The organism is Rhodococcus sp. 3258 (assembly GCF_031456475.1).
Classification (GTDB): Bacteria; Actinomycetota; Actinomycetes; order Mycobacteriales; family Mycobacteriaceae; genus Rhodococcoides; species Rhodococcoides fascians.
The window spans coordinates 403,561-425,180 of record NZ_JAVDUT010000002.1; the positions used below are offsets into that span (position 1 = coordinate 403,561).

Annotated in this window: 27 protein-coding genes; 12 read left to right on the forward strand and 15 right to left on the reverse strand. The window is 63.2% G+C overall.

Going from position 1 to position 21,620, the window contains the following annotated elements; all coding sequences use genetic code 11:
• Positions 1–4: 4 nt before the first annotated feature.
• A complete protein-coding gene (locus tag J2X62_RS09395; RefSeq protein ID WP_057473124.1) occupies positions 5–655 on the reverse strand; it encodes a cutinase family protein in 651 nt (216 codons plus the stop codon).
• Positions 656–1,034: 379 nt separating this feature from the next.
• Here J2X62_RS09395 and J2X62_RS09400 point away from each other — a divergent pair, with 379 nt between their 5' ends.
• Positions 1,035–1,868: a MerR family transcriptional regulator gene (locus J2X62_RS09400; RefSeq protein WP_032374602.1), complete on the forward strand. Its 834-nt coding sequence runs from the start codon at positions 1,035–1,037 to the stop codon at positions 1,866–1,868.
• On the opposite strand, the gene J2X62_RS09405 is transcribed toward J2X62_RS09400, so the two are convergent.
• Positions 1,856–2,038 carry a hypothetical protein gene (locus tag J2X62_RS09405; protein WP_027494898.1) on the reverse strand — a complete coding sequence of 61 codons (183 nt, stop codon included), beginning with the start codon at positions 2,036–2,038 and terminating at the stop codon, positions 1,856–1,858. The two genes, J2X62_RS09400 and J2X62_RS09405, sit on opposite strands and share 13 nt — an antisense overlap.
• 194 nt (positions 2,039–2,232) lie before the next feature.
• Between J2X62_RS09405 and J2X62_RS09410 the strand changes: the two genes are divergently transcribed.
• Genes J2X62_RS09410 through J2X62_RS09420 form a run of 3 tightly spaced genes read left to right on the forward strand, consistent with a single transcriptional unit; the run spans position 2,233 to position 4,930 of the window.
• Positions 2,233–3,507, forward strand: a complete 1,275-nt coding sequence (locus J2X62_RS09410; RefSeq protein WP_218828676.1) for a histidine kinase — start codon at positions 2,233–2,235, stop codon at positions 3,505–3,507.
• Positions 3,498–4,154 (forward strand): response regulator transcription factor, encoded by a 657-nt coding sequence (locus tag J2X62_RS09415; protein ID WP_027494897.1) that lies wholly within the window; start codon positions 3,498–3,500, stop codon positions 4,152–4,154. Before J2X62_RS09410 ends, J2X62_RS09415 begins: the two co-directional genes overlap by 10 nt.
• Positions 4,151–4,930: a DUF4097 family beta strand repeat-containing protein gene (locus J2X62_RS09420; protein WP_027494896.1), complete on the forward strand. Its 780-nt coding sequence runs from the start codon at positions 4,151–4,153 to the stop codon at positions 4,928–4,930. The genes J2X62_RS09415 and J2X62_RS09420 overlap by 4 nt, the downstream gene beginning before the upstream one ends.
• Here the strand turns inward: J2X62_RS09420 and J2X62_RS09425 are convergent.
• Positions 4,924–6,144 carry an FAD-binding domain-containing protein gene (locus J2X62_RS09425; protein WP_032392680.1) on the reverse strand — a complete coding sequence of 407 codons (1,221 nt, stop codon included), beginning with the start codon at positions 6,142–6,144 and terminating at the stop codon, positions 4,924–4,926. The genes J2X62_RS09420 and J2X62_RS09425 overlap by 7 nt on opposite strands.
• 42 nt (positions 6,145–6,186) lie before the next feature.
• Positions 6,187–6,546 carry an FmdB family zinc ribbon protein gene (locus J2X62_RS09430; RefSeq protein WP_306438637.1) on the reverse strand — a complete coding sequence of 120 codons (360 nt, stop codon included), beginning with the start codon at positions 6,544–6,546 and terminating at the stop codon, positions 6,187–6,189.
• A 68-nt stretch (positions 6,547–6,614) separates the two neighbouring features.
• Here J2X62_RS09430 and fmdA point away from each other — a divergent pair, with 68 nt between their 5' ends.
• Positions 6,615–7,868: a formamidase gene (gene fmdA / locus J2X62_RS09435; RefSeq protein WP_310179906.1), complete on the forward strand. Its 1,254-nt coding sequence runs from the start codon at positions 6,615–6,617 to the stop codon at positions 7,866–7,868.
• A 42-nt stretch (positions 7,869–7,910) separates the two neighbouring features.
• Positions 7,911–8,381, forward strand: coding sequence for a hypothetical protein (locus tag J2X62_RS09440; RefSeq protein WP_283541695.1), 471 nt, complete (start codon positions 7,911–7,913; stop codon positions 8,379–8,381).
• 6 nt (positions 8,382–8,387) lie between these two features.
• Here the strand turns inward: J2X62_RS09440 and J2X62_RS09445 are convergent, their stop codons facing one another.
• A complete protein-coding gene (locus J2X62_RS09445) occupies positions 8,388–8,915 on the reverse strand; it encodes a hypothetical protein (RefSeq protein WP_310179910.1) in 528 nt (175 codons plus the stop codon).
• A gap of 62 nt (positions 8,916–8,977) precedes the next feature.
• Entirely contained in the window at positions 8,978–9,562 is a 585-nt protein-coding gene (locus tag J2X62_RS09450) for a hypothetical protein (RefSeq protein ID WP_310179911.1), read from the reverse strand.
• Positions 9,563–9,745: 183 nt separating this feature from the next.
• On the opposite strand from J2X62_RS09450, the gene J2X62_RS09455 reads away from it, so the two are divergent.
• Positions 9,746–11,644: a DUF222 domain-containing protein gene (locus J2X62_RS09455; RefSeq protein WP_310179913.1), complete on the forward strand. Its 1,899-nt coding sequence runs from the start codon at positions 9,746–9,748 to the stop codon at positions 11,642–11,644.
• Positions 11,645–11,762: 118 nt separating this feature from the next.
• On the forward strand, positions 11,763–12,119 hold the full coding sequence (locus J2X62_RS09460) for a hypothetical protein (RefSeq protein ID WP_310179915.1): 357 nt from the start codon (positions 11,763–11,765) through the stop codon (positions 12,117–12,119).
• A 4-nt stretch (positions 12,120–12,123) separates the two neighbouring features.
• On the opposite strand, the gene J2X62_RS09465 is transcribed toward J2X62_RS09460, so the two are convergent.
• The 3 genes from J2X62_RS09465 to J2X62_RS09475 are packed head-to-tail and all read right to left on the reverse strand — an operon-like array spanning position 12,124 to position 14,911.
• Positions 12,124–12,321, reverse strand: a complete 198-nt coding sequence (locus J2X62_RS09465; protein WP_032366706.1) for a PLD nuclease N-terminal domain-containing protein — start codon at positions 12,319–12,321, stop codon at positions 12,124–12,126.
• Positions 12,322–12,357: 36 nt separating this feature from the next.
• Complete coding sequence (locus tag J2X62_RS09470) at positions 12,358–13,878, reverse strand: hypothetical protein (protein ID WP_310179919.1); 1,521 nt, start codon at positions 13,876–13,878, stop codon at positions 12,358–12,360.
• 31 nt (positions 13,879–13,909) lie between these two features.
• Positions 13,910–14,911 (reverse strand): hypothetical protein, encoded by a 1,002-nt coding sequence (locus tag J2X62_RS09475; protein ID WP_310179921.1) that lies wholly within the window; start codon positions 14,909–14,911, stop codon positions 13,910–13,912.
• Between the two features lie 136 nt (positions 14,912–15,047).
• Between J2X62_RS09475 and J2X62_RS25440 the strand changes: the two genes are divergently transcribed.
• Positions 15,048–15,197 (forward strand): PLDc N-terminal domain-containing protein, encoded by a 150-nt coding sequence (locus tag J2X62_RS25440; RefSeq protein ID WP_397517584.1) that lies wholly within the window; start codon positions 15,048–15,050, stop codon positions 15,195–15,197.
• Positions 15,194–15,451, forward strand: coding sequence for a hypothetical protein (locus J2X62_RS09480; RefSeq protein ID WP_141215083.1), 258 nt, complete (start codon positions 15,194–15,196; stop codon positions 15,449–15,451). The genes J2X62_RS25440 and J2X62_RS09480 overlap by 4 nt, the downstream gene beginning before the upstream one ends.
• On the opposite strand, the gene J2X62_RS09485 is transcribed toward J2X62_RS09480, so the two are convergent.
• Both J2X62_RS09485 and J2X62_RS09490 read right to left on the reverse strand, forming a co-directional pair.
• Entirely contained in the window at positions 15,417–15,893 is a 477-nt protein-coding gene (locus J2X62_RS09485; protein WP_310179924.1) for a GNAT family N-acetyltransferase, read from the reverse strand. The two genes, J2X62_RS09480 and J2X62_RS09485, sit on opposite strands and share 35 nt — an antisense overlap.
• Positions 15,880–16,890, reverse strand: a complete 1,011-nt coding sequence (locus tag J2X62_RS09490) for an aldo/keto reductase (RefSeq protein WP_310179926.1) — start codon at positions 16,888–16,890, stop codon at positions 15,880–15,882. Before J2X62_RS09490 ends, J2X62_RS09485 begins: the two co-directional genes overlap by 14 nt.
• A gap of 64 nt (positions 16,891–16,954) precedes the next feature.
• Here J2X62_RS09490 and J2X62_RS09495 point away from each other — a divergent pair, with 64 nt between their 5' ends.
• Complete coding sequence (locus J2X62_RS09495; RefSeq protein WP_310179929.1) at positions 16,955–17,866, forward strand: aminotransferase class IV; 912 nt, start codon at positions 16,955–16,957, stop codon at positions 17,864–17,866.
• Here the strand turns inward: J2X62_RS09495 and J2X62_RS09500 are convergent, their stop codons facing one another.
• On the reverse strand, positions 17,867–19,015 hold the full coding sequence (locus J2X62_RS09500; protein ID WP_310179931.1) for a serine hydrolase domain-containing protein: 1,149 nt from the start codon (positions 19,013–19,015) through the stop codon (positions 17,867–17,869).
• 66 nt (positions 19,016–19,081) lie between these two features.
• The gene (locus J2X62_RS09505) at positions 19,082–19,642 is read right to left on the reverse strand and encodes a TetR/AcrR family transcriptional regulator (RefSeq protein ID WP_027494884.1); all 561 of its coding nucleotides are present in this window, start codon (positions 19,640–19,642) and stop codon (positions 19,082–19,084) included.
• Between the two features lie 103 nt (positions 19,643–19,745).
• On the opposite strand from J2X62_RS09505, the gene J2X62_RS09510 reads away from it, so the two are divergent.
• A complete protein-coding gene (locus J2X62_RS09510) occupies positions 19,746–20,585 on the forward strand; it encodes an alpha/beta hydrolase (RefSeq protein WP_310179934.1) in 840 nt (279 codons plus the stop codon).
• 64 nt (positions 20,586–20,649) lie between these two features.
• On the opposite strand, the gene rraA is transcribed toward J2X62_RS09510, so the two are convergent.
• The gene (gene rraA, locus J2X62_RS09515) at positions 20,650–21,129 is read right to left on the reverse strand and encodes a ribonuclease E activity regulator RraA (RefSeq protein ID WP_032371978.1); all 480 of its coding nucleotides are present in this window, start codon (positions 21,127–21,129) and stop codon (positions 20,650–20,652) included.
• Positions 21,130–21,153: 24 nt separating this feature from the next.
• Positions 21,154–21,537 (reverse strand): DUF5313 family protein, encoded by a 384-nt coding sequence (locus J2X62_RS09520; RefSeq protein WP_094642801.1) that lies wholly within the window; start codon positions 21,535–21,537, stop codon positions 21,154–21,156.
• Positions 21,538–21,620: the final 83 nt, after the last annotated feature.

Here is a 21,620-nt window from a genome sequence, read left to right on the forward strand (position 1 = left end):
CGATTCAGCTCCGTACCTGAGCGGCCGCGAACGAGGCACCCTGCGTCGTAGAGCCGTTGGTGCCGTAGGTCAGGTGAGCGAAGGTGTTGAAGCCGCCGATCTGGCACACCGGGTCGCCGAAGTTGCAGAAGCTGTTGGTGCGTGAACCGTATGTGCTGCTGGCTGTTTCGATCTTCCTGCCGGTAAGCCCGAATGGGTTGCCGAACACCACAACGGCCTCGATACGGTCGGCGATCGCGGCCGGGATGACGGCACCGGTGAAGCTGCTGGGAGTGCGCAGACCGACTGCGTTGGTCACCACGGTCGCCCCCTGCGAGTAACCGCCGATCACGAATTTCGTCGACGGGCACGATGCCGCAACGGAATTGAGATGAGCCACGAGGTCGCGAGATCCGGGTCCCGCGCTGGCCTGGGTGAAGTCGGCGGCGTAGTTCACGGCGTACGTGCTGACCGAGCGATCCGAGAGTTGCGATTTGACGGTGCTCACAAAAGGAGTACCCGTGATGCCGAGGCCGGGAAGTTCCCCGGTGCCGCGAGCGAACGAGACGTCCACATCCGAACACGGCGCGGCCGACGCCACTCCGGTGGGAAGCGCCACTGCGGTGGCGGAGATAGTAAGTGCAGCAATGGAATAGGCGATCAGGCGTCTCTTCATGGCGAGTCCTTGTGCGTTCGGGGGAGGAGCATCGAAACGAACCATAACCGCTGCGACGTCGCATTCACAGGGTCGTTCAACATTTGATTACAGACGCCCGGTCGGTTATCGAGGCGGGTCCGGGAGGCCGTATCGGGATGTGTCGGGAATTCACTGCCAAGCCTGGTTTCTCAACGCCTGTTGCGCTACGGTGACCGCTGGGGTGCCGTAGACCTGGCGAATGGCCTGGTCCGAATTTTTCGTGACTATCAGGGAGCGCACTCGATCGATGCGACGACCGGCGAAATCGGTTGATCGGTGCGCGCAGAACGGGTCGAGCCACCGCACGGCGCGCGATACTTGACCCTCACACAGTGTGAGACGGCAGTCTCGGAGGGTCATGTTCAGTATCGGAGAGTTCGCATCGATCGGCCGGGTTTCGGTTCGCATGCTTCGGCATTACGACGAGATCGGGCTGTTGACGCCGGCACGGGTGGATCCGTTCACCGGATATCGGTCGTACGACGGTAGACAGTTCGAGGAGTTGGGCCGCATCCTGATGTTCAAGGACCTGGGATTTCGGCTCGACGAGGTGAAGCAGATCGTGCATGCGCAGGTCAGCGCCGACCGATTGCGTCGGATGCTCGTCGCCAAACGTGAAGACGTCGCCCATCGACTCGATCTCGACGCCGCCCGACTGCGTCGGATCGATGCGCGCCTCCGCGCCGTAGAGGGAGAAGATTCGATGATCATTGTGGACACCAAGTCGCTGCCGGCCACCCGCGTCGCCGTCGTCACCGAGAATGCTGCCGGTTACGGGCCACAGAACATCGGCCCGGTGATCGGTCCGATGTACGCCCGGCTCGCGTCGTCTCTGGCACGAGACGGAGTCGAATTCGGACCGTCGTCGATCGCCCTGTACGAGGCCGTCGACGACGGTGACGGCACCGGCATCACGGTGCATGCCGCGTTCGAGATCACCCCCGACGTTGATGCAGGCGAGGACTACGACGTCACCGAGCTACCCGCGATCGACCTCGCGCTGACGACCGTGCACCACGGCTCGATGGCGACGATCGGGGAAACCTGGGAGCAGTTCATGGCCTGGATCGACGCCAACGGTTACGAGCTCTCCGGCATCTGCCGCGAGTACTACCTGGTCTCCGAGCCTGCGCCGCAGGAGAACTGGGTGACGGAGCTGCAGCAGCCGGTCGTCCGGCGTCAGGACGCCTGAGCGAGCTCAACCAGCGCTGTGCACTGGCAGCCGCCGGTGATCTCCTCGCACTCGAGCACCAGGAAGTGGCGAACGTACTCGAGATCCACGCAATCGGGTTCCGTGCATTCCGCACTACCGACTGCGTGGATCACGAGCGTTCCGTGGCAGGTATCGACACTGGCGGACATGGGAACCCTTTCTGTAGTCGTGTACTTCCTTGATATCACCGGCTACCGACAAGTTCGGGAAGCAAAGGGCGTGTTCGACGCCTGAGCTGGGCGAACTCACATGGACCTGCGCGCCGAGGGTAGGGCTGGCCCTACCTCACCTCGTGGGTTCGCAGTGAGGACGCCCCGGCGACTGCCCACTTAGGCTCATCCGCATGAACCAGGCATTACCGATTCCCCTCAATCCGCTCAGAGCGTGGATTTCGCAGCAGTGGTGGTTGGCAATGGCGTCGCTGTTGGCGACGACGTTCGCCGGACTGGGCGGATGGCTGATCGTAGGTCTGCTCCTGCTCGCGGTGTTCGCGTTGCCGTTCGCCCTCAGCGGTGTGCTCGTCTTCGTGTTCACGATCGTGGTCCTTCGTTGGCTGGACATCGCGGCGCGAGCGGGCATCGACCTGACCAGTGGCATCGAGATCACGAAACCGGACACCATCGTCTATCCGACCAGTTGGCGAAAGTTGGTGTGGTGTGTTCGTGACGTCGGGCTGTGGAAGTCGCTCGTCTACTGGATCATTCGTATTCCGATCTCGGCTGCGCTGCTGTTCTTGCTGCCTGCGCTCTTCCTGGCGCTTCCGGTTCTGGCGGCCGCCCCGGTCGCGTGGTTGGTCACCGATCCCGAGGGCACCGGGTTGGAGATAGCCGAACGAGTGGACTTTCCGCTGGTTGCGGTGATCGGAGTGGCAGCTCTGGTAGTCCTGGTTGCCGGCGTTCCGCCACTGACGACCCTGATTGCCAAGCTCGATTGGTGGAGCGCTGCAGCACTTCTCGGGCAGTCGGAGTCGAGCAAGCGGGTGAACGAGCTGACCATGAGCCGTGCTCGCGTCGTCGACGCCGCCGATGCCGAGCGGCGACGCATCGAACGGGACCTGCACGACGGTGCCCAGCAACGGCTGGTCTCGGTGGCAATGTCAGTGGGACAAGCGAAGTCTCGCGCGTCGGCTACGGACGACGTGGTCTTGAAGGGTTTGCTCGACGATGCACATCGGGAGGCGAAGAACGCGATCGGTGAGATCCGAACGTTGACGCGCGGACTGCATCCCCCGATCCTGACCGATCGCGGACTCGACGCAGCGCTGTCGTCGGTCGCGGCGTTGTCGACAGTTCCGGTGACGATCGACATCGACCCGGCCCTCACCGGCGAGCGACGTCTGAACGCCACCGCCGAGTCGACGGTGTACTTCGTGGTGTCCGAGGCCTTGACCAATGTCGGCAAGCACGCCCACGCCGGAAACGTGCAGGTCGATGTCGCTCGCGGCGAGTCCTCCGTCGCCGTCACCGTGGTCGACGACGGTTGCGGCGGTGCGCATTTCGAGCCCGGCGGCGGATTGGCCGGATTGGCCGACAGGCTCAGCGGAATCGACGGAACCCTGACGGTGACTTCGCCGTCGGGCGGCCCGACACGAGTGGAGGTGACCATCCCGTGCGAGTGATCATTGCCGACGACTCGGTACTGCTACGTGAGGGTGTTGCGCGTTTGTTGGTCGACTCCGGTGCCGAGGTGATCGGAAAAGTTGGTGACGCGGCGCAGCTGTTGACGCTGATGTCGTCCACCGAGCCGCTGCCCGACGTCTGCGTCATCGACGTGCGGATGCCTCCGACATTTCTCGACGAGGGTCTGCGAGCGGCACTGGTCATTCGTGAGCGTTGGCCCGATGTCGGAGTACTGGTGCTCTCGCAGTACGTGGAGGAAAGGTATGCGGCAGAACTGATTCGGCAGAGCACGGACGGCGTAGGATATCTGCTGAAGGATCGCGTCGCCGATGTGGACGAATTCTCCGACGCGGTGAAAACGGTCGCCGACGGCGGAACCGTCATCGATCCAGAAGTTGTGCAACAGATTTTGGCGCGCGCACCACGATCGGATCCACTCGACTCGCTGACACCGCGAGAGCGAGATGTGCTGACGGCGATGGCCGAAGGTAAGTCCAATGCCGGCATCGCCTCCACTCTGGTCGTAGGCCAAGCAGCCGTCGAGAAGCACATCGGAAACATCTTCGCCAAACTCGGATTGCTCGGTGACAGTGCGGATCACCGCCGGGTCATGGCAGTCCTACGATACCTGGGAGCTATTCGATGAATCGAATTCCATTGTTGCGCTACACGTTGGCGATCACCACAGCGGCCGTCGTGGTCGGTGCGGCCGGAGCAGGCACCACTGCGGCGATCGCGCTCGGTTTCTCCGTTCCGAAGACTCAGAACTACGACTACTCGGTAGATCACGCGATCGACGGCTCGCAGCTGACTGTGACGACCGGGTTCGCGCACCTGAAGTTCGTGCCCAGTCCCGATGATTCGCTGCATGTTCGAGCGCACGGGATCTACCGAGGGGACGCCCCCACGGTCGACGTCGGTGCGGACGGGTCGAGCGTGGCTGTGGAATGTTCCTACGGCAGGTACAAGACGTGTGACGCCGACGTCGAATTGCAGATACCCGCAGGCCTGACCCTCGCGGTGAACGGTGCGGGCGGTGATGTCGTGCTGTCGGATGTCGGTGCAGACGTATCCGTCTCGACAGCGTCGGGATCGGTGTTCGCTCGTGGATCGGCGGGAGCCATCCGGGTCGACACACGGTTCGGTGACGTGAAGATCAGTGATGCAACTGCGTCCATCGTGGATGTGAGCACGACGTTCGGCGAGATCAGCGTCGAATCGCGTACTGCACCGGAATCGGTCAAGGCGCGCAACGTGATCGGCGACACGACGATCGGGCTTCCGCCCGCCGACTTCTATGCCGTCGACGCGGCATCCGACAAAGGCGACGTCGTCGTCGACGTGATCAACGACCCCAGATCGCCGAAGACGGTCTCCGCCACCAGCGAGGAAGGGCAGATCACGGTGCGGGCACGTCAGTGACTGCGCCGCCACGCACTGAACGACCGGACCGAGGATGTGGTGGGACGCGTCAGCCAGGGCCATGGATGCAATTCGACCGGGGCGATGGCGTCGGCGATGCGAGAGAAGCCGGGAACAGGTGCCCAGGTGGCGGCCAGAGACCGTCCGGAAAGTTCCTCCGATACTCGGCCGCGACGTACCTCCAACGGCCGGGTCGACGCGATCTCGCCGAGAGTCTCGGCGAGAAACACCAGTCGCTTTCCGGACAGCCGCAGCTTGTGGAGGAGCGGTTCGTCGAACACGAAGACGGCGGGTCGCTCGAGATTCGCAGCCATGGCGGGGTCTGTGGTGCCGAGCGATTCGGCGGTCAGCCAGACCTGTTCTGCACCATCACCTTCCATGCTCGCAGGGCCCGCGGGTACCGGTGCCTTGTTGAGATCGGGTCCGTCGACTGCCGGTCCGAGATCATCGTCGGGCCAATTCTCGATGGGGCAGGCGTCTTTCAGCGCGCAGTTGCGGCACAGGGATGGTGCGCGCTTGTTCACCTGCCACCGACTGAAGCCGTACACCTTGCCGCTTCCGGTACCGACCGTCCATTGCCAACCCAGTCGATTGGCCGCCCGTGAGCCGTCGAGCAAGTGGGTGAACATCTCGTCCTCGCCGTCGCGCCATGTCGCGCCGGCACGCACAGCCCATTGGGACGCCAGCCACATGCGTGTTTGGTTGACGAGCCAACCGTCACTGTGCAATTCGCCCACCACCGTGGACATGCAGTTCATCTCGTCGGGCCAGGGTTCGGAAGTCCAATTGTGCGGTCGTGGTTGTTCACGACGAAGGGATCTCCCCAGATCGGTTCCGACGCGGGCATAGAGGTGGCGGGCGTATTCCTGCCACATGAGTTCGTCCCGGTACCGCGTGCGATCGCGCGCCGGGGCGTCCGCTACGGCGTCCCACACCTCACGGAGAGTGAGCAGACCGTGCCGGATGTACGGCGACATTCGACTGGCTCCACGACGATTCGCAGGAAGGACAGTGCTGCGGTCGCGGGCGTAGCCGGTGATGTACAAGCTCGCCAGCGCGGCATCGGCCGCCGATTGTCCGCCGCGAATGCCACCCGGAGCTATGTCGTCCGGCCGCTCGAGCGTCAGGTCGCCCAGATGCTCGGCAACCCAGGAAACGACGTCGTCGGTGGTGAAGCCGTCGGCGATCGACGGGGGAGCGGGGAGCTGGGACATGCACCCGGACTTCCCCGTCGGCACGAAAGAGAAACGCCGAGATCAGGGACGTGGCAGGCGACGGTGGAGCGGGTTCGACGTCGTCGGGCTAGCCGCCCGCCCTTGCCGTGGGATGGAGGTGACTACCGTCGGTGAGTCGGCGGTGGCCCGCGAGGCGTCGTGTGCCTTCATCGCAGCGCTGTTCCCCCTGCCGAGGGCAGGAGACGAAATTCGGCGTGCAGCGCTCTCGCCGCACTCCGGGCACGTCACCTGGGAGGGGACATCGGCCATGGAGAATCTCTGCTCAACGGGTTCGCAACGCTGTGTGCAGCGAAAGCTGTAGGTGGGCACGCACACGAGGGTAGCGCGAGGTGTCGTGTCAGTGGCGTTCCGGCGCAACGTCATACAACATTTACACGTCATACTGGGCCGAATACACCACGACGGTGCAATGATCGAGGCAGGAGAATCCGCGCAACCGGAGGTGCCTCGTGCCCGAACTGCTGTTTCCGCTCGACTCGACGAAGAGTTTCACCGAACAGGAGATCGTCGGTCACAACCGATGGCATCCCGACATACCGGCCGCGGTCACAGTGAAGCCCGGCACGTCGTTTCGGGCGCACTGCCGCGAATGGTTCGACGGGGCCATTCACAACGACGACTCCGCCGAGGACATTCTGGATGCGCCGCTCAACAACGTGCACACGTTGTCCGGGCCGTTCCACATCGAGGGAGCCGAGCCCGGGGACCTGCTGATCGTCGATATCCTCGACGTCGGTCCGATCCCGCAGGAAGATTCGGGCCCACTGGCCGGTCAGGGCTGGGGATACACGGGGATCTTCGCCAAGCAGAACGGCGGCGGATTCCTCACTGATCGATTCCCCGACGCGTACAAGGCGATCTGGGACTTTTCCGGCCAGACCACCACATCTCGCCACGTTCCGCACGTGAACTACACCGGAATCACCCATCCCGGCCTGATGGGGACCGCGCCGTCGGCTGCACTGCTGGCCAAGTGGAACGCCCGTGAAGGTGCGCTGATTGCCACGGATCCTCAGCGTGTTCCCCCGCTGGCTTTAGCACCCGAACTCGACGGGGCAATTTTGGGATCGTTGAGCGGCGACGAGTTCTCGCGTGTCGCAGGCGAAGCCGCACGTACGGCACCGCCACGAGAGAACGGTGGCAATCAAGACATCAAGAATCTCACCAAGGGCACTCGCGTCTTCTATCCGGTGTTCGTACCAGGGGCGAAGTTGTCGTTCGGAGACTTGCACTTCTCGCAGGGTGACGGCGAGATCACCTTCTGTGGTGCCATCGAAATGGGCGGTTTCATGGACCTGCACGTCGACCTGATCAAGGGCGGCATGGACACGTACGGGGTCAGTGAAAACGCGATCTTCATGCCCGGAAACACCGCACCGCAGTACTCGGAATGGATTGCCTTCTCGGGCATTTCGGTCACCGTCGACGGCGAGCAGAAGTATCTGGACTCCGACCTGTCCTACCAGAACGCCTGCATGCATGCGATCGACTACCTCACCAAATTCGGATACAGCCCCGAGCAGGCGTACCTGCTGCTGGGCTCGGCCCCGATCGAGGGACGCCTGTCCGGAGTGGTCGACATACCCAACTCCTGTGCCACCGTGTACATCCCCACCGCAATCTTCGATTTCCCGATAGCGCCGTCCGCCAGCGGACCGTTCCAAATCGACCCGGGAATGGGAGCGCCTCGGGCGCAGTTCTGATTCAGTTCGCTTGATATGTCGCAACTGTGGATGCTCCAGGACATGGAACCGTGGCCTGACGAGCCTGCCGTGGGCGCGGTGTTTTCTCCCACCACGTACTGGGCGTCACCCGACCAGATGGACCTGCCGGCGCAAATGTGTGCCGAGGTGCCGGCTCGGGTCGAGACTGTCACTGTGGACGGTCTGACGGAGTGGGTGGCGCATCTCGGGAACGGCTTCACCACGATGATGGGCGACGGCGGCCTGGTCGGTGATGTGACGTTACGCGGCTGCCTGGTGTGGGACAGGTATCTGTGGTTGGACTTTCGGACGCGGCCGCGAGGCACCCTCCGCATCCTGGATCGGGCCGGCTTTCTCGCGCAACGCAAGACACTGGTCGCGACGCGACACCCAGGTGCATTCAGTGTGACCTACGACGGCGAGTTCGAGTATCACCGACGAGATTCAATGCCGGAGGGACTCGGGGTCCGATGGAGGGCATCCGTCGTCGAGACCGTTGCATCGACTGGTTGAGGTATCTCAGTCGATGTGCTGGTCGTAGTTCACGGTGATGATCTGGTCGACGCGGACCGCCGACGAATCGATCTCTGTGAGCGCGAGAAGGTCCGCAACGGCATCCCTGCTGCCCCCGATATAGGCACAGGGGAAGTCGAAGTGCTGAGCTACACACCACGCGTTGTCGTTGGGCCACCACAGATTCGGTGACAACCCACCGAGGGTGTCCGTTGCGCGTTCGATCGGACCCCTCAACAGGAAATAGTTGTAGCCGGCGATTTCCGCGGTCGGTGCCGTCACGCGAATGTCATCGAGTGCCGTGTTGCCTTCCCAGACGGCGAACCAGCATTCGTCGGGTGTTTTCGTGCTTCGAGCGAGAATGTCGGTGATGGATGCCAGCTGAACATGCCAGGCTGCAACGGGTTTCGCCGGCGTTGTACGGTGTGGCATGCCGTTACGAGCGGGATACAGGATGCGGGCGTAGGCGTCGAACACAGTGGGGACCAGCGAGCCCACCGTGGTCCTCGCGACGCCATCGAGGTTGTAGTCCACCCACTCTGCTTCCGAGACATCCTGCTGCAGATCAGTATTCGACCATTCTGTGCCACCGGTATTCAATGGCTGTACCAGGGTTGTGGGCTGGCAGGGTCGTCGATGACTGTGTCGACTCGACGGTCGGCGAGAACGTCCTTTATCGCGGACGAGCTCGCACCGATGGTGGCGAAGTGGGGATCGATGTCGTTGGCGATGCACCAGGCTCGGTCGGCGGGCCAGACGAACGAGGGGATCGGCAGACCCTCGCGATCAGGGGGATCGAGTGCCTGTTCCCAGCGCAATAGGTCCAGGGCAGCTCCCCGGAACAAGAATGCTTCCCGTTCCGGGAGGTGGATTCGCGCGGCACCGTGCACCTCGAGACCACCCCACCCCTCCCATACGCAAAAGTAGCAGTCCGCTGGTGTCGTCGTGTGTTTGGCCAGCGTCGCAACGACCATCGCCAATTGGTTTGTCTCCGAACGCTCGTCGTACGGAACGTCGGCCTCGCCCTCACGCTGATCCGCGTGCGTCGGATCCGGGATGAACCGGAGACGCGCGTAGCTCTCGTACCCCAGTGGACCTCTGGTGGCGAGGTCCCACCAATCTCGATCAGCGTGGACGAGCCAGTCGGCGGCAGTGGGATCGCTGGATGGTCGCACGGTCATGGTGCGCCCTTTCTGGGTCGATACCGGGCTTGCGCTAGTGCGACGTTACCGATCCATGAGGTGGACCGGACTACCGGAGCTGGCCTACGAAGTGGTGCCCGTCGTCACCGCGGCCTGAGGCGACAGAGTTGGATAGGAACGTGTGTTCGAAAGTTTGTCGGTGGGTCGCGGTAGATTCTGTTCATGCTTTCGGGGGACGGCGGATCAGGGGTGGACGGCATCGACACGGTGCCGCCTGCCCCCGTCGTGTCCGACCCCGAACTGTCGGTGCTGGTGGACCGTGTCGAGTCCGCGGTCGCCGAGTTGGCGGGGCAGGCGTCGGTGGCATGGTCGAATGCCGACCGGCGTGCGGTGATCCAACGCGTGGACACTGTGTCGCGGTCTGTGACGGCGTATTCGCACACCTGGCTCAACGAACTGATCGCACAGCACGGCCTCGACGTCTATCCGGGGTCGGTGCCGTGCTCGGTGGCATGGATGCTGCGAATCACCCCACGAACAGCCGGTGCGCGGGTGCGTCTGGCCGCAGAGTTGGGTGACCGCACCGCATTGTCCGGCGAACCGCTACCTCCCTTGTTGCCGCACACCGCTGCAGCGGTGCGGGCAGGGTTGCTCGATGCCCAGCACGTGCAGATGATCCGCGAATTCTTCCGGCACCTACCGGCGAGTGTGGATCCGCAGACCCGCGATCGCGCCGAACAGCAGTTGGTGGGTCTCGCCTCGACGAGGCGGCCCGACGACTTCGCACCGCTGGTGGCGCATCTGGATTCGATCCTCGACCCCGACGGCGACTTCGACGAGAACGAAGACGAAGACGAGGACAAGAACGCGAAGCCGAGGCCACGGAAACGGGATGCGTTCTTCTACCTCGGTGAGCAGGGTTCCGACGGAATGTCAGAAGGAAAGTTCTGCGTCGACTCCGAACTACGCGCCTACCTCGAAGCCCTGTTCTCGAAAGCCGCGAAGCCGGGAGTCAACAACCCTGCCGACCCGACATCGGTCGTCCACGAGGATGAGACCACCGGCGACGAGGACGGCGGCGGGGACGGCGGCGGGGACAGGGACGACGGCGGGGACGGCAGTACGGCTACGCCAAAGCCCGGGCCGATGCCCGACGAGGCAGGATCCGGCGATGCTGGATCGGGTGACGAGTACCTGTGGGATGGGACCGACGGCAACGGTGCCGACTTTTGCGGTGCCGACTTCTACGGTGGCGACGACCGCAGTGGCGACGGCCGCGGTGAGGGTGAGTGCACCGACAGCAGCGACTGTGGTTGCGGCACAACGCCACACAGCACGCCCGACACCAACGACACCAACGACGATGCCGGCTCCGACAGCACTGCTGAACCCGGCGGCCACGCCGACGCCGACGCATCGGACACCGCTGCTCGTGATGCTGCCGCCGCGCGGGATCGACGCACCCAGAACGAACGCCGCCATGATGCCCTGAAGATGGCGCTCCGGCACACCCTCGCCTCCGGCACCCTCGGCACCCACCGCGGGCTGCCCGTCACCGCCATCGTCACCATGAGTTCGAAAGACCTCGAATCAGGTTGCCGCTACGCCATGACCGCCACCGGATCCCGCGTCTCGATCCGCGACGCCACCCGCATGGCCTCGCACGCCCACCACTACCTCACCATCTTCGACGACAACGGCAGAGCCCTCTACCTCGGACGATCCAAACGCATCGCCTCCGCCGACCAACGCATCGTCCTCATCGCCCGCGACCGCGGCTGCAGCTTCCCCTCCTGCACCCGCCCCGCGACCTGGTGCCAAGCCCACCACCTCGACGACTGGGTCGAGGGCGGACCCACCGACATCGACTCCCTCACCTTCGGATGCGACATGCACCACGCACTCGTCGGCACCGGACCCGGAAAGTGGGCCACCACCAAAACCACAGCAGGACATCGCTATCCGGGCAGAACCCTGTGGCATCCACCAACAGGGATGGACCCCACACGCCGTGGGCTGATCAATCACGCCCACCACCCCGAGGAGGTGCTCTACCCACCCGACCACCACTGCGACAACACCCGCGACACCGGCGACGAAGAACCACGACAACCCGCCTGACGACCCACACAAGCGTCAGGGCACAGCTCTGTCTGTTGTCAGTACATCGCGACCGACCGCACCGGCGTGCGCGAAAAATAGGAGGGCTCCCGAGTCGGCGCCCGCGTACGGTGACCCCATGATGGTTCTCGCCAGCAGGACTGCGGAGTTGTCGCCGCCGGTCTTCTTCGTCTGGAAGGCACTGATGCGCCCAGATGTGCATCCGAAGAATCAAGGGTTCGCCTGGCCGGTGATGTTCGAGGGTGCCGCTCTGCCGCGCATCGTCGAGAGTAGTGAGTTCGACCGCGTGGTGTGGAGCTCGCCGTGGCCGAGTCTTCCCGACATCCTGGTGCAGTTCGATCTGACCGCAGCAACCCGACTTCGCTGGACGCTGTTGGCCCACACACCCGCCCCCAACCCGCAGACGGTTGAATGGCTCCGCGACCAGGTAAGGCATCTGATCAACATCGACCTACGCAATGCGACTGGACACTGAACTCTCAGCTGTTGCCGCCGTTCACCCCATACGGATAGCGCTTCCCGACTGCGAACCACAGGATCGGGCCGACGATGGGCAGGATCAGTGTCACCACTACCCATGCCAGCTTGATGAGCCAGTTGGAGCCTGTGTCACGGACGATCGACACGAGAGCAATGCCGAAGAGAGCCAATGCAATCGCGCCGCCGGCAGAAGTCATGCCTGCAAAGCTAGCTCCCTCTGCGGCAACCTGCGGTCACCTCTGCTGTTCGCCCGACGTCGAATCGTCGAGCATTGCTGCGATATCGAGCTTCACGGGCCATCGCAGCACCGGATCGTCGTGTCGAAGTACTTGGACCCCACGCGCGATGACCAGAATCCGACCTACGTCGTCGATCGCGACGCTCGGGCTGGTCGCGATCACGGGAACGCTCGTCAGTGGCGTCAAGGTCGTCGCGTCATAGATGGTGAACAACCAGAACTGTTCGCCTCGTTCGTAGGTGACCGGGCCAGAGAGCGGCCACCACCCCGCTGATGAAGTGCCGTCGGGTGCATGCCCGATCGACCAGGCAAAGCGACCGAGCTGACCACCGTGAAACTGGCTGCGCCCCAGCTTTTCACCGTCGTCGCGAATGGTGAGGTCCGGTTCGACGAATGCAACGTCGACTCCTCGGACCAGACGAAGTGGATCGCCTGCAAGATATGGATTTCCGTGGCCGCGAGGTAGTTGCGGAATGACGGGTCCGATGGTCGAATGCCCCGTCCCTGACACCCGAACCAGGCTCACCACTGATTCCGCGGGAGGCTGAACGCAGACGACCCAACCATCACGTTCCACAGCTATGGAATTGACGTGGCCCGCGACAGCCGCGACGGCCGTCGAATCCGAACCCGGTGTGTACAGGCGCCACATTGCCGCTCCGGCACAGACGAGCAACAGCCCCCCGTTGACGGATCCGATGAGCGAGGGCAAGGTATCGACCCGAACTGCTTCCTGACCGAGGCGAATCCAGAACATTCCGTCCATTCCGCCGACCCAGCACCCTGCTTCGGTGGCCCAGACGGAACGCGAACCACCGACCCTGGCCGGTAGAACATGTTCGGCAGCAATACCTTCCGAATCGATGCTGACTACCAGCGGCAATTCCGCGTCGAGAACCCAGGTGACGCCGCCGGCAGCGGCCACGTCTCCCGGCACGATGCTCGGGCGGGTCGGTAGAGGCGGAACGTCGTCGAGATCGAGATCGATCATGACGCTGTTCTCCTGGTCGACGGGGCCACCGTCCTCGCGCATCGACTCGTGGCCGAAGATTCGACGGACTTCTTCCACGTCGCGAGTGGCACGGTGACCAGGGCATATGACCCAACCCTCGCCGGGAATCAACTGGTAGCGCTCCGACACCAATTGAGCTCGGGTCACTCGACCGCGAAACCACCCCTCGGTGTCGTAGCCGAAGACGCCGTAGAAGCGGCCGGTCAACTCGACTTGCCCAGTCCTGGCGGTGAATCCGCGCCATGACGCAGTCCAGCCGTCGCCGCGAAGCAGTCCGGTCCATTCCCAGCGACGAGGAGACTTCTGCCCCGTGTATTGCCAGATCGGCTCCTGCCCCGACGGTTCGAGGCTCGCCGATATCCTGACGACCTGCCGCTCGTTCTCGGGTAGCTCTACGAAACGCAATGGGCCTGTCAACACCGAACCCACACGGGGCGGGTCGATCTCTCCGTCACCGATCACCGACGCCGAGATGTGCACGACAAGCGTGCGATGGTCGCTCATGCGCCTTTCAACGAGGTCATGAGAGTTGAGGCTACTCGTGAGCGCGTCCAGCGACTCTCCGACCACGGTCCACCGGCTCTCCAGGATGTAATGAATGTTGCAATTCCAGGACTGCAGGATCATCGAGCTGTCCGTTTGTCGCTCCGGCAGCCCAATCCCAGTCCGGAGTGGACCAAACGTAATGCGACACTCCCCACTTCGGTGTCCATCCCTCGCCACTGCGAGGGCGACGTCCCAACAGTGTTCTCCGATTGCTCGTATCGAAGCCCCCGTCGCCGGCCTCTGCGAAATGCACGTACTCGGGAGTGAAATCGAGCGGTGCGCGCACGATCAATGGTGTCGGCGCCACGTTCTCTCTGAACCACTGCGCGTGCGTGTGCCGCAGCGCTCTCGACTCGTCCTCTAGTATCTGCTGATACTCCTCGCCCGTGTACGCCGGCCCGTCCCAGACGAACATCGTGTCGTCGATCGGTTCGCCGACAGCGAGTTCGACGAACTGCGAACCGATTCCTGCCTCGTCGATGAGGTCGCCCAGGATGAACCCGGTTTCGACGTCGACCCAGATGCGAAGCGGATACGGTTTCCCATCGGGAGGAGCCAATTGCAGTGTCCAACAATCGCGTCCGGCGAACTCGACCGTCTCCACCGTGCCGATCGGTTGCGCGAATTCGTTTCCGGTCCACTCGGCGGTACTGCGTTGCTGCAACAAGAATTGGCTAGGCCCCAGATACATCACCCTGCCAAGCGGTCCGACGCGTGGTCGGTCGGCCGGGCCCGTGAAGTCCCAGGCCCGCGTACCGTCACTGATGAAGATGGGACTGCCGTCGAGACGTTCGACGCGTGTCTTGCGCCCGGATCGCCATACCCGACAGCTATCTTCGGGTGCGATCAGCACGGGTGGAGTGCCACTGTAGGCGAATCCGTGCCGGAAGGACTCGGGACTTCCTGCTTCGTGGATCTCCTCGATAGTGCCCCGCATCGGTATGGTCGATTCAGTGGTCATGGCCGTAAGAACTTCGATCCAGGCGGTCATGGTCGCAGCCTAACGCCGAGCAAGATCGATAGGCTGGCTATTCGAGGCAAAGGGAGTGGAAACAATGGACGGCAGCAATCCCACCGTTCCGCTGGCGTTCGATTTGGTATGGATTGCTGCAATTGTTCTGTGGTTCATGCTCGTTGCTGTCGCCTGGGTGTCGATAGTTCGCAGTACTCAGTCGCGTACGGGCGCGAAACTCTGGTGGTGCCTATTGGTGCTTGTCATGCCGATCTCCGGTGCGCTGATCTGGTTTTGGGCCCGAACACGTCTCGAGAACTCGTGAAAGTGCGAAGCAGTATCGCCACCACTTTCGTCATGGCCGCGGTGGTCATTCTGCTGGGGCTGGCAGCGCGGTTCGTGTTCGGAATGGACTCGGCGAGGGCATTCAATCTCGTGTTCGCCGTAGCGGTGGGAGTCGCGGCGTCGACGGCCTTGCTTCTGATGATCGGAGAACGATCTCGGCACGGAGCCGTGTTGGCCGGCTCCGCAGCGTTCGGGGCGGTCATCGCTGTAGTCGTCTGGGCTCTGAGCGGTTGAGTTCGTAGCGGGCCAGCCACAGTCCCGGCAACACCTCTTGATTCTGGCTGTGCACGAAGCCGAGGGATTCGTACAGCCGTCGCGCCGGCGCATTGTCGCGTCCCGTTGCGACTCGCAGTCGTTGTCCTGCAATCGAATTCAGCATCACCTCGACCAACGCTCGACCGATGCCCTGTCGGTGTGCGTGTGGAGCCACCACCAGACGGTCGATTTCCGAGCCGGACCACGCTGCGGCACCGAGGATTTCGTCCAGATCACGCGCGACGAGCCAGTGGACCTGTGCTGCACACAGATCGTCCACCGACTCGTGCAGTAGTGGGATGCGGTCGTCGCCGATGAGCTCGGCCTCGACAGCGTACGCACTCCTCTGTACGGCCAGGATTTTCTCGGCCGACAACCGATCCGTCGACGGATCGACCTGCGCTATCTCAATACCGGCCACCAGCGGGCTCAGGCAATGCGTCGAGTGCGGCGAGGTGCTCGGAGCTCAACGTGAGCGAGGCGGCACCGGCGTTCTCGTCGAGACGTGAAGTGCGGCGAGTGCCGGGAATCGGCACCACGTGCTCTCCCTGCGCCAGCACCCATGCCAGGGCCACCTGCGCAGGCGTCGCACCGAGCTCGTCGGCGATGGCCGCGATGGCGTCGACGATGACGAGGTTCGCATCGAGGTTGTCGTGACTGAAACGCGGCAGTCGCGAGCGGAAATCATCTGCAGCGGGTGCGGTTCCGCGGAAGTTGCCCGTCAGAAACCCTCGGCCCAGCGGCGAGAACGGCACGAAGGCGGCACCGTTGTCCTTCGTCCATGGCAACGAGGTTGCCAGGTGGTCGCGTGTCCACAACGACAACTCCGACTGCACAGCGGATATCGGATGCACCCGCTGAGCCCGATCGAGCTGCTCGACGGTGAACTCCGAAACACCCAGTGCGCGAACCTTTCCGGCCTGCACGGCCTCGGCCATCGCGCCGATGCTGTCCTCGACGTCGACCTCAGGATCGGCACGGTGCAGGTAATACAGATCGATGTGGTCGACGCCCAACCGTCGGAGCGAGTCGTCGATGGCAGACCGCAGATGCTCGGGCTTGCCGTTGGGGCCGGAAATGACCGGCTCTCCGGCGTCGCCGATGTGGGAGGTCAATCCGCCCTTGGTCGCGAGCACCACCTCGTCGCGTCGACTGCCGATGGCTGCGCCGACGACTTCCTCGTTGGTGAACGGTCCGTACACATCGGCCGTGTCGATGAAGTTCACACCCAGGTCCAGGGCGTGCCCGATGACGCGATGGGGGGACTCTGTTTGGTCGTCTGCCTTGTATGCCCAGGTCATTCCCATGCAGCCCAAGCCGATGGCACCCACCTCGGGGCCGTCGTTCCAGAGTGTGCGGGCGGGAGTGGAGCCTGCGGAACGACCAAGGGGTGGCCAGGATACTGTGCGTTCGCTCATGTACTCGACCATAGAGAAGTAAAAGCGTTGTCGCTTGGACTCACCGGGCGACTAGCATCGCCGCATGGCACTCCCGCACTCGAAGGTGTATTTCGGCGATCGCTTGGTGGACGCGCAGGACGCGACACTCGGGGTCGCGACCTCGGCCGTCCTCTACGGCCTGAGTGTTTACACCGTGTTTCCGGTGCAGGTGGACGGAGATCGGCGCACCGCATTTCGGTTACTCGATCACTACCAGCGACTCGTCGAGTCCTGCAAGATCATCGGTATCGACACGTTCGCGTCACAGTGGAGTTTCGAGCGGTTCATACAGGCGACACGCGACGTGATCGCCGCCAACGCCCCGACCGACGAGGTGTACGTGCGGGCAACCGTCCACGTCGACGAGTCCATTCCCGGAACGCGGGTCCGTGGCCTGCACACAACAGTGTCGATCTTCCTCTACGACGCCAATCCCATTGTGCCGCAAAACGGTATGCGATTGAAGACCAGTGTGTGGCGTCGCATCCCCGACTATGCGATCCCGTCGCGCGCGAAGGTCAACGGAGCATACGTCAATTCCGTTCTGGCGAAACAGGATGCGATCGACAGCGGTTTCGACGACTGCATCTTCCTCGACATCAACGGACACGTCTGCGAGCTCAGTGCCGCCAACATCTTCCTCGTCCGAAACGGAGCGCTCATCACACCCGACGTCACCAGCGACATTCTCGATGGCATCAACCGTCGAACGCTCCTGACGTTGGCGCGCGAAGAAGGAATGACAGTTCAGGAACGCACCGTCGACCTCACCGAGCTGTACATCGCCGACGAGGTATTCGTGTGTGGCACGTCGGCCGGGGTGGCCCCGGTATACGAAATCGACGGCCGCGCAATAGGAACCAAGGAGCCGGGCCCGGTGACGCTCACTCTGCGGAAGCGTCACCAGGCTGCACTCACGAGCGACGAAGTGCACGGCTGGGTGACGACCCTCTAGCTACGCCGGGCAGGTCGATGCCAGCCCGGCGATCAGGGCTTCGGATGCGGGTTCTAGCAGCGGATCGGTGCCCGGGGTCGGCGCGGCTGTGGTCCAGGCCAGTGACACCTGACGGGTGCCGTCGGGACTCGAGAACTGAAAAGTGCGATATCCGAAGCCGTTGCCGCGCTGGCCGAACAGCAGCTCACCGGACTCTGGATCGCAGGCGTCGATTCCCAGCAGCAATCCGAGGCCGTAGCCGGAGGGGCTGACCACCTGCATGTCGTCGACCATGTTGCGAGGTAGCAGTGTGCCGTCGAACAAAGCACGAAAGAACGTGTTCATGTCCTCTACGGTGGAGACCACTGCAGCAGCGGAAGACCAGATACTCGCGTCGTATTCGGTGACGTCGGTGTAGATCCCGTTCTCCAGCACGTAGCCGTGCAGTGCATCGCCGGCGATATCGGCGTCGGTGGGGTAAGTGGTGTCGGTCATCTGCAGAGGTTCGAAGATCCTGTCCCGCAACGACTGTCCGACGGGCCGCCCATCGAGATCGGCCACGATCCGCCCGAGTAGAACATAGTTGGTGTTCGAGTAGCTGAACTCCTGGCCCGGTTCACTTGTCCACGGCATGGCCGATGCCTGCGAGATCAGCTCATCATCGGCGACGGAATCATCGGCGCGAGAAGCGATCTGCTGCGCCGTATCGAGTCCGGTGAGGTAGTCGGGTATTCCGCTCGTATGGTCGAGCAGTTGTCGGACGGTGACGGACTTGGACAGCAGGCCCGGAAGGAGTTCGTCGACCCGCTGATCGAGCTGCAGTTTTCCCTCGTCGACGAGCTGCAGCACCACCGCCGCGACCATCGACTTGGTGACGCTTGCAATGCGCACCGGATTGTCGGCACCCGCCGGCTCGGTGCCATCACGCTCGACGAGTCCTGCTGCTCCCGACCAGGAATCCTCGCCGTCGCGCACCTGCGCGACGGCGGCGACGGACCCGGCCGCTACCAGTGCGTCCAGAGCGGCTTGGACGTCGTCGGTCCTGATGTTCCCACTCGACGTCGTCGTAGTGGTCGCCTGCACGGCTGAGGGCTCGTCGGACGACGTGCATCCACTGACCAGCAGGGACGTCGAGACGGTGAGGGCGGCGAGGACTCGTAGCTTGCTCATGGATTCGACACTAACGTCCCGAATCGGACAATTTCAGTGTCAAATGTCAGTGATCCGCGATGCCGGTCACTTCGCGCTCGAATTCAACAGAACCTCGGCCGCAGTCTTTGCTGCAGAGGCGGATTCGGCCAGTTCGGTGATGGCGGCGGTGGTTTGAGCACCCTCGGCGAGAAGTGCGATCTGCAGACCGACGGTCGGCTCGCATCCGTCTTCGACGGCCAAGGCGGTGACGTACTCGATGAAACGTTTCTTGTGCTGATGCGCGGCGTCGGCGACCTCGGGCATGGTTGCGCCCAGTTCGCCGAAGGAGTTGATGAACGCGCACCCGCGAAAGTCGTCTTCTCGGAACCATCGATCCAGGAAGTCGAAGATGGATAACAGCTTTCCGCGCGGCGTGTCGTGTCGGTCCGCCTCGGCGCGGATCCCGTCGTTCCACTGGGCAGTGCGGCCACGGAGGACCTCGGCCACGATGGCCGTCTTGGACGGAAACAGTGTGTACATGCGTTTGAGAGAGATTCCCGCTGCGGTGCGCAGCTCATCCATGCCGACGGCCTGGATGCCGCGCGCATAGAACAGTTCGTCCGCGGCGTTCACCACCTGTGCCCGTCCGATTTCCGTAATGGTCATCGCTTACCCCTTGCCGAGAGAACCAACGTTCTCTACAGTAGTCCACACACGGAGAGAACGACCGTTCTCCCGCTCGATGTTCAGGACACAGGAAGGCAGGATCATGGCGTACATCAACGTCGGAACCGAGAACTCCACCCCCGTCGAGGTCTACTACGAGGATCACGGCTCCGGCCAGCCGGTTGTGCTCATCCACGGCTACCCGCTCGACGGCAACTCCTGGGAGCGCCAGTCGCGTGCGCTGCTCGATGCCGGCTACCGCGTCATCACCTACGACCGCCGTGGATTCGGGCAGTCGAGCAAGCCCACCGTCGGCTACAACTACGACACCTTCGCTGCAGACTTGGACAAGGTACTCACCGAGCTCGACCTGAACGACGTCATCCTCGTCGGATTCTCCATGGGCACAGGAGAACTGGCTCGGTATGCCGCGAAGTACGGCACCGATCGCGTCGCCAAGTTCGCGTTTCTCGCCTCGCTCGAGCCGTTCCTGCTACAGGCCGACGACAACCCCACCGGCGTTCCGCAGTCGGTGTTCGACGGCATCGAGACCGCAGCGCGCGAGGATCGTTTCACCTGGTTCGAGAACTTCTACAAGGACTTCTACAACCTCGACGAGAACCTCGGCAGCCGCATCAGCGAGGCCACCGTGCGCGCCAGCTGGAACACCGCCACCACCAGCGCGCCCGTCGCGGCCTATGCCGTCGTGCCCACCTGGCTCGAAGACTTTCGCGGAGACGTCGAGAAGGTCCGCGCATCGGGCAAGCCGACGCTGATCCTGCACGGCACGGCCGACAACATCCTGCCGATCGACTCCACCGGCCGCCCGTTCCACGAGGCGTTCCCGGAGGCAACGTACGTCGAGGTCGACGGCGCACCCCACGGGCTGCTGTGGACACACTTCCAGGAAGTGAACGACGCGCTTCTCGCGTTCGTGAAGTAGCACCGACGTCGTACAAAGACGCAACAGAAAGGGACGGCACCGCGGCCGTCCCTTTCGCGTCGGATCAGACTGCGACCACTCCGTCGTGATCGCTGTAGACGATCTCGCCGGGGGTGAAGGTGACGCCGCCGAAGGTCACCGGCACGTTCTTCTCGCCCGATCCCGTCTGCGTGCTCTTGCGTGGGTTCGTCCCCAATGCCTTGACGCCGATGTCGAGGGTGCGCAGAATCGCCGAATCCCGCACAGCGCCGTTGACGATGACGCCTGCCCAGCCGTTGTCGACGCCTCGCCCGGCGATGATGTCGCCGACGAGCGCGGTATGGACGCTGGCGTCGCCGTCGACCACGAGAACGCCGCCGTTGCCGGGCTCGCTCAACGTCTGCTTGACCAGCAAGTTGTCCTGGAAGCAGCGGATGGTGGTGATGGGTCCGGCGAACTCGGTGTGCTTGCCGAACTGGATGAACTGGGTGTCGCAGCTGCGGATGTCGGGACCGATCTCGTCGGCCAGATCAGCGGTTGCTTTGAATACCACAGGTGAAGTCATGCGCAGAAGACTAACGTCCGATCGTCAGCCGCGGCCGTGACGTCGCTCGTAGTCGTCCCGGGTGCGGTCGACGCGTGTCTGCGCCTTGGCGTTGATCAACTGGGGATCGAGGCCGTGAATGAGCAACCGGTGCCGCCGATAGACGTTCATCAGCGCTATCGCGAAGTACACCAGCGGAATGAACAGCAATGCCATCATCGCCAGCGACATCCACAGTGGGCCGGGTATCAGCAGGAACAGCAGCAGCAACGGGATGACGGGAACCGTGAATCGAGCCAGGTAGCGCACTTGGGCACCGTTGCCGACGAGGTCGTTTCGGACCCAATCCTGCATCGACGGGGGCAGGACCTGACCGAACGAGTACCCCACAAATTGCGCAGGACTGGGCTTCGTACGTTCGGTCGTCATCGCGCCATGTTAGTCCTACATCAGTTGGTACAAGTCACCGTTGACTGCGGATAATCTCATATGTGACGATAGCGTCAGTTCGG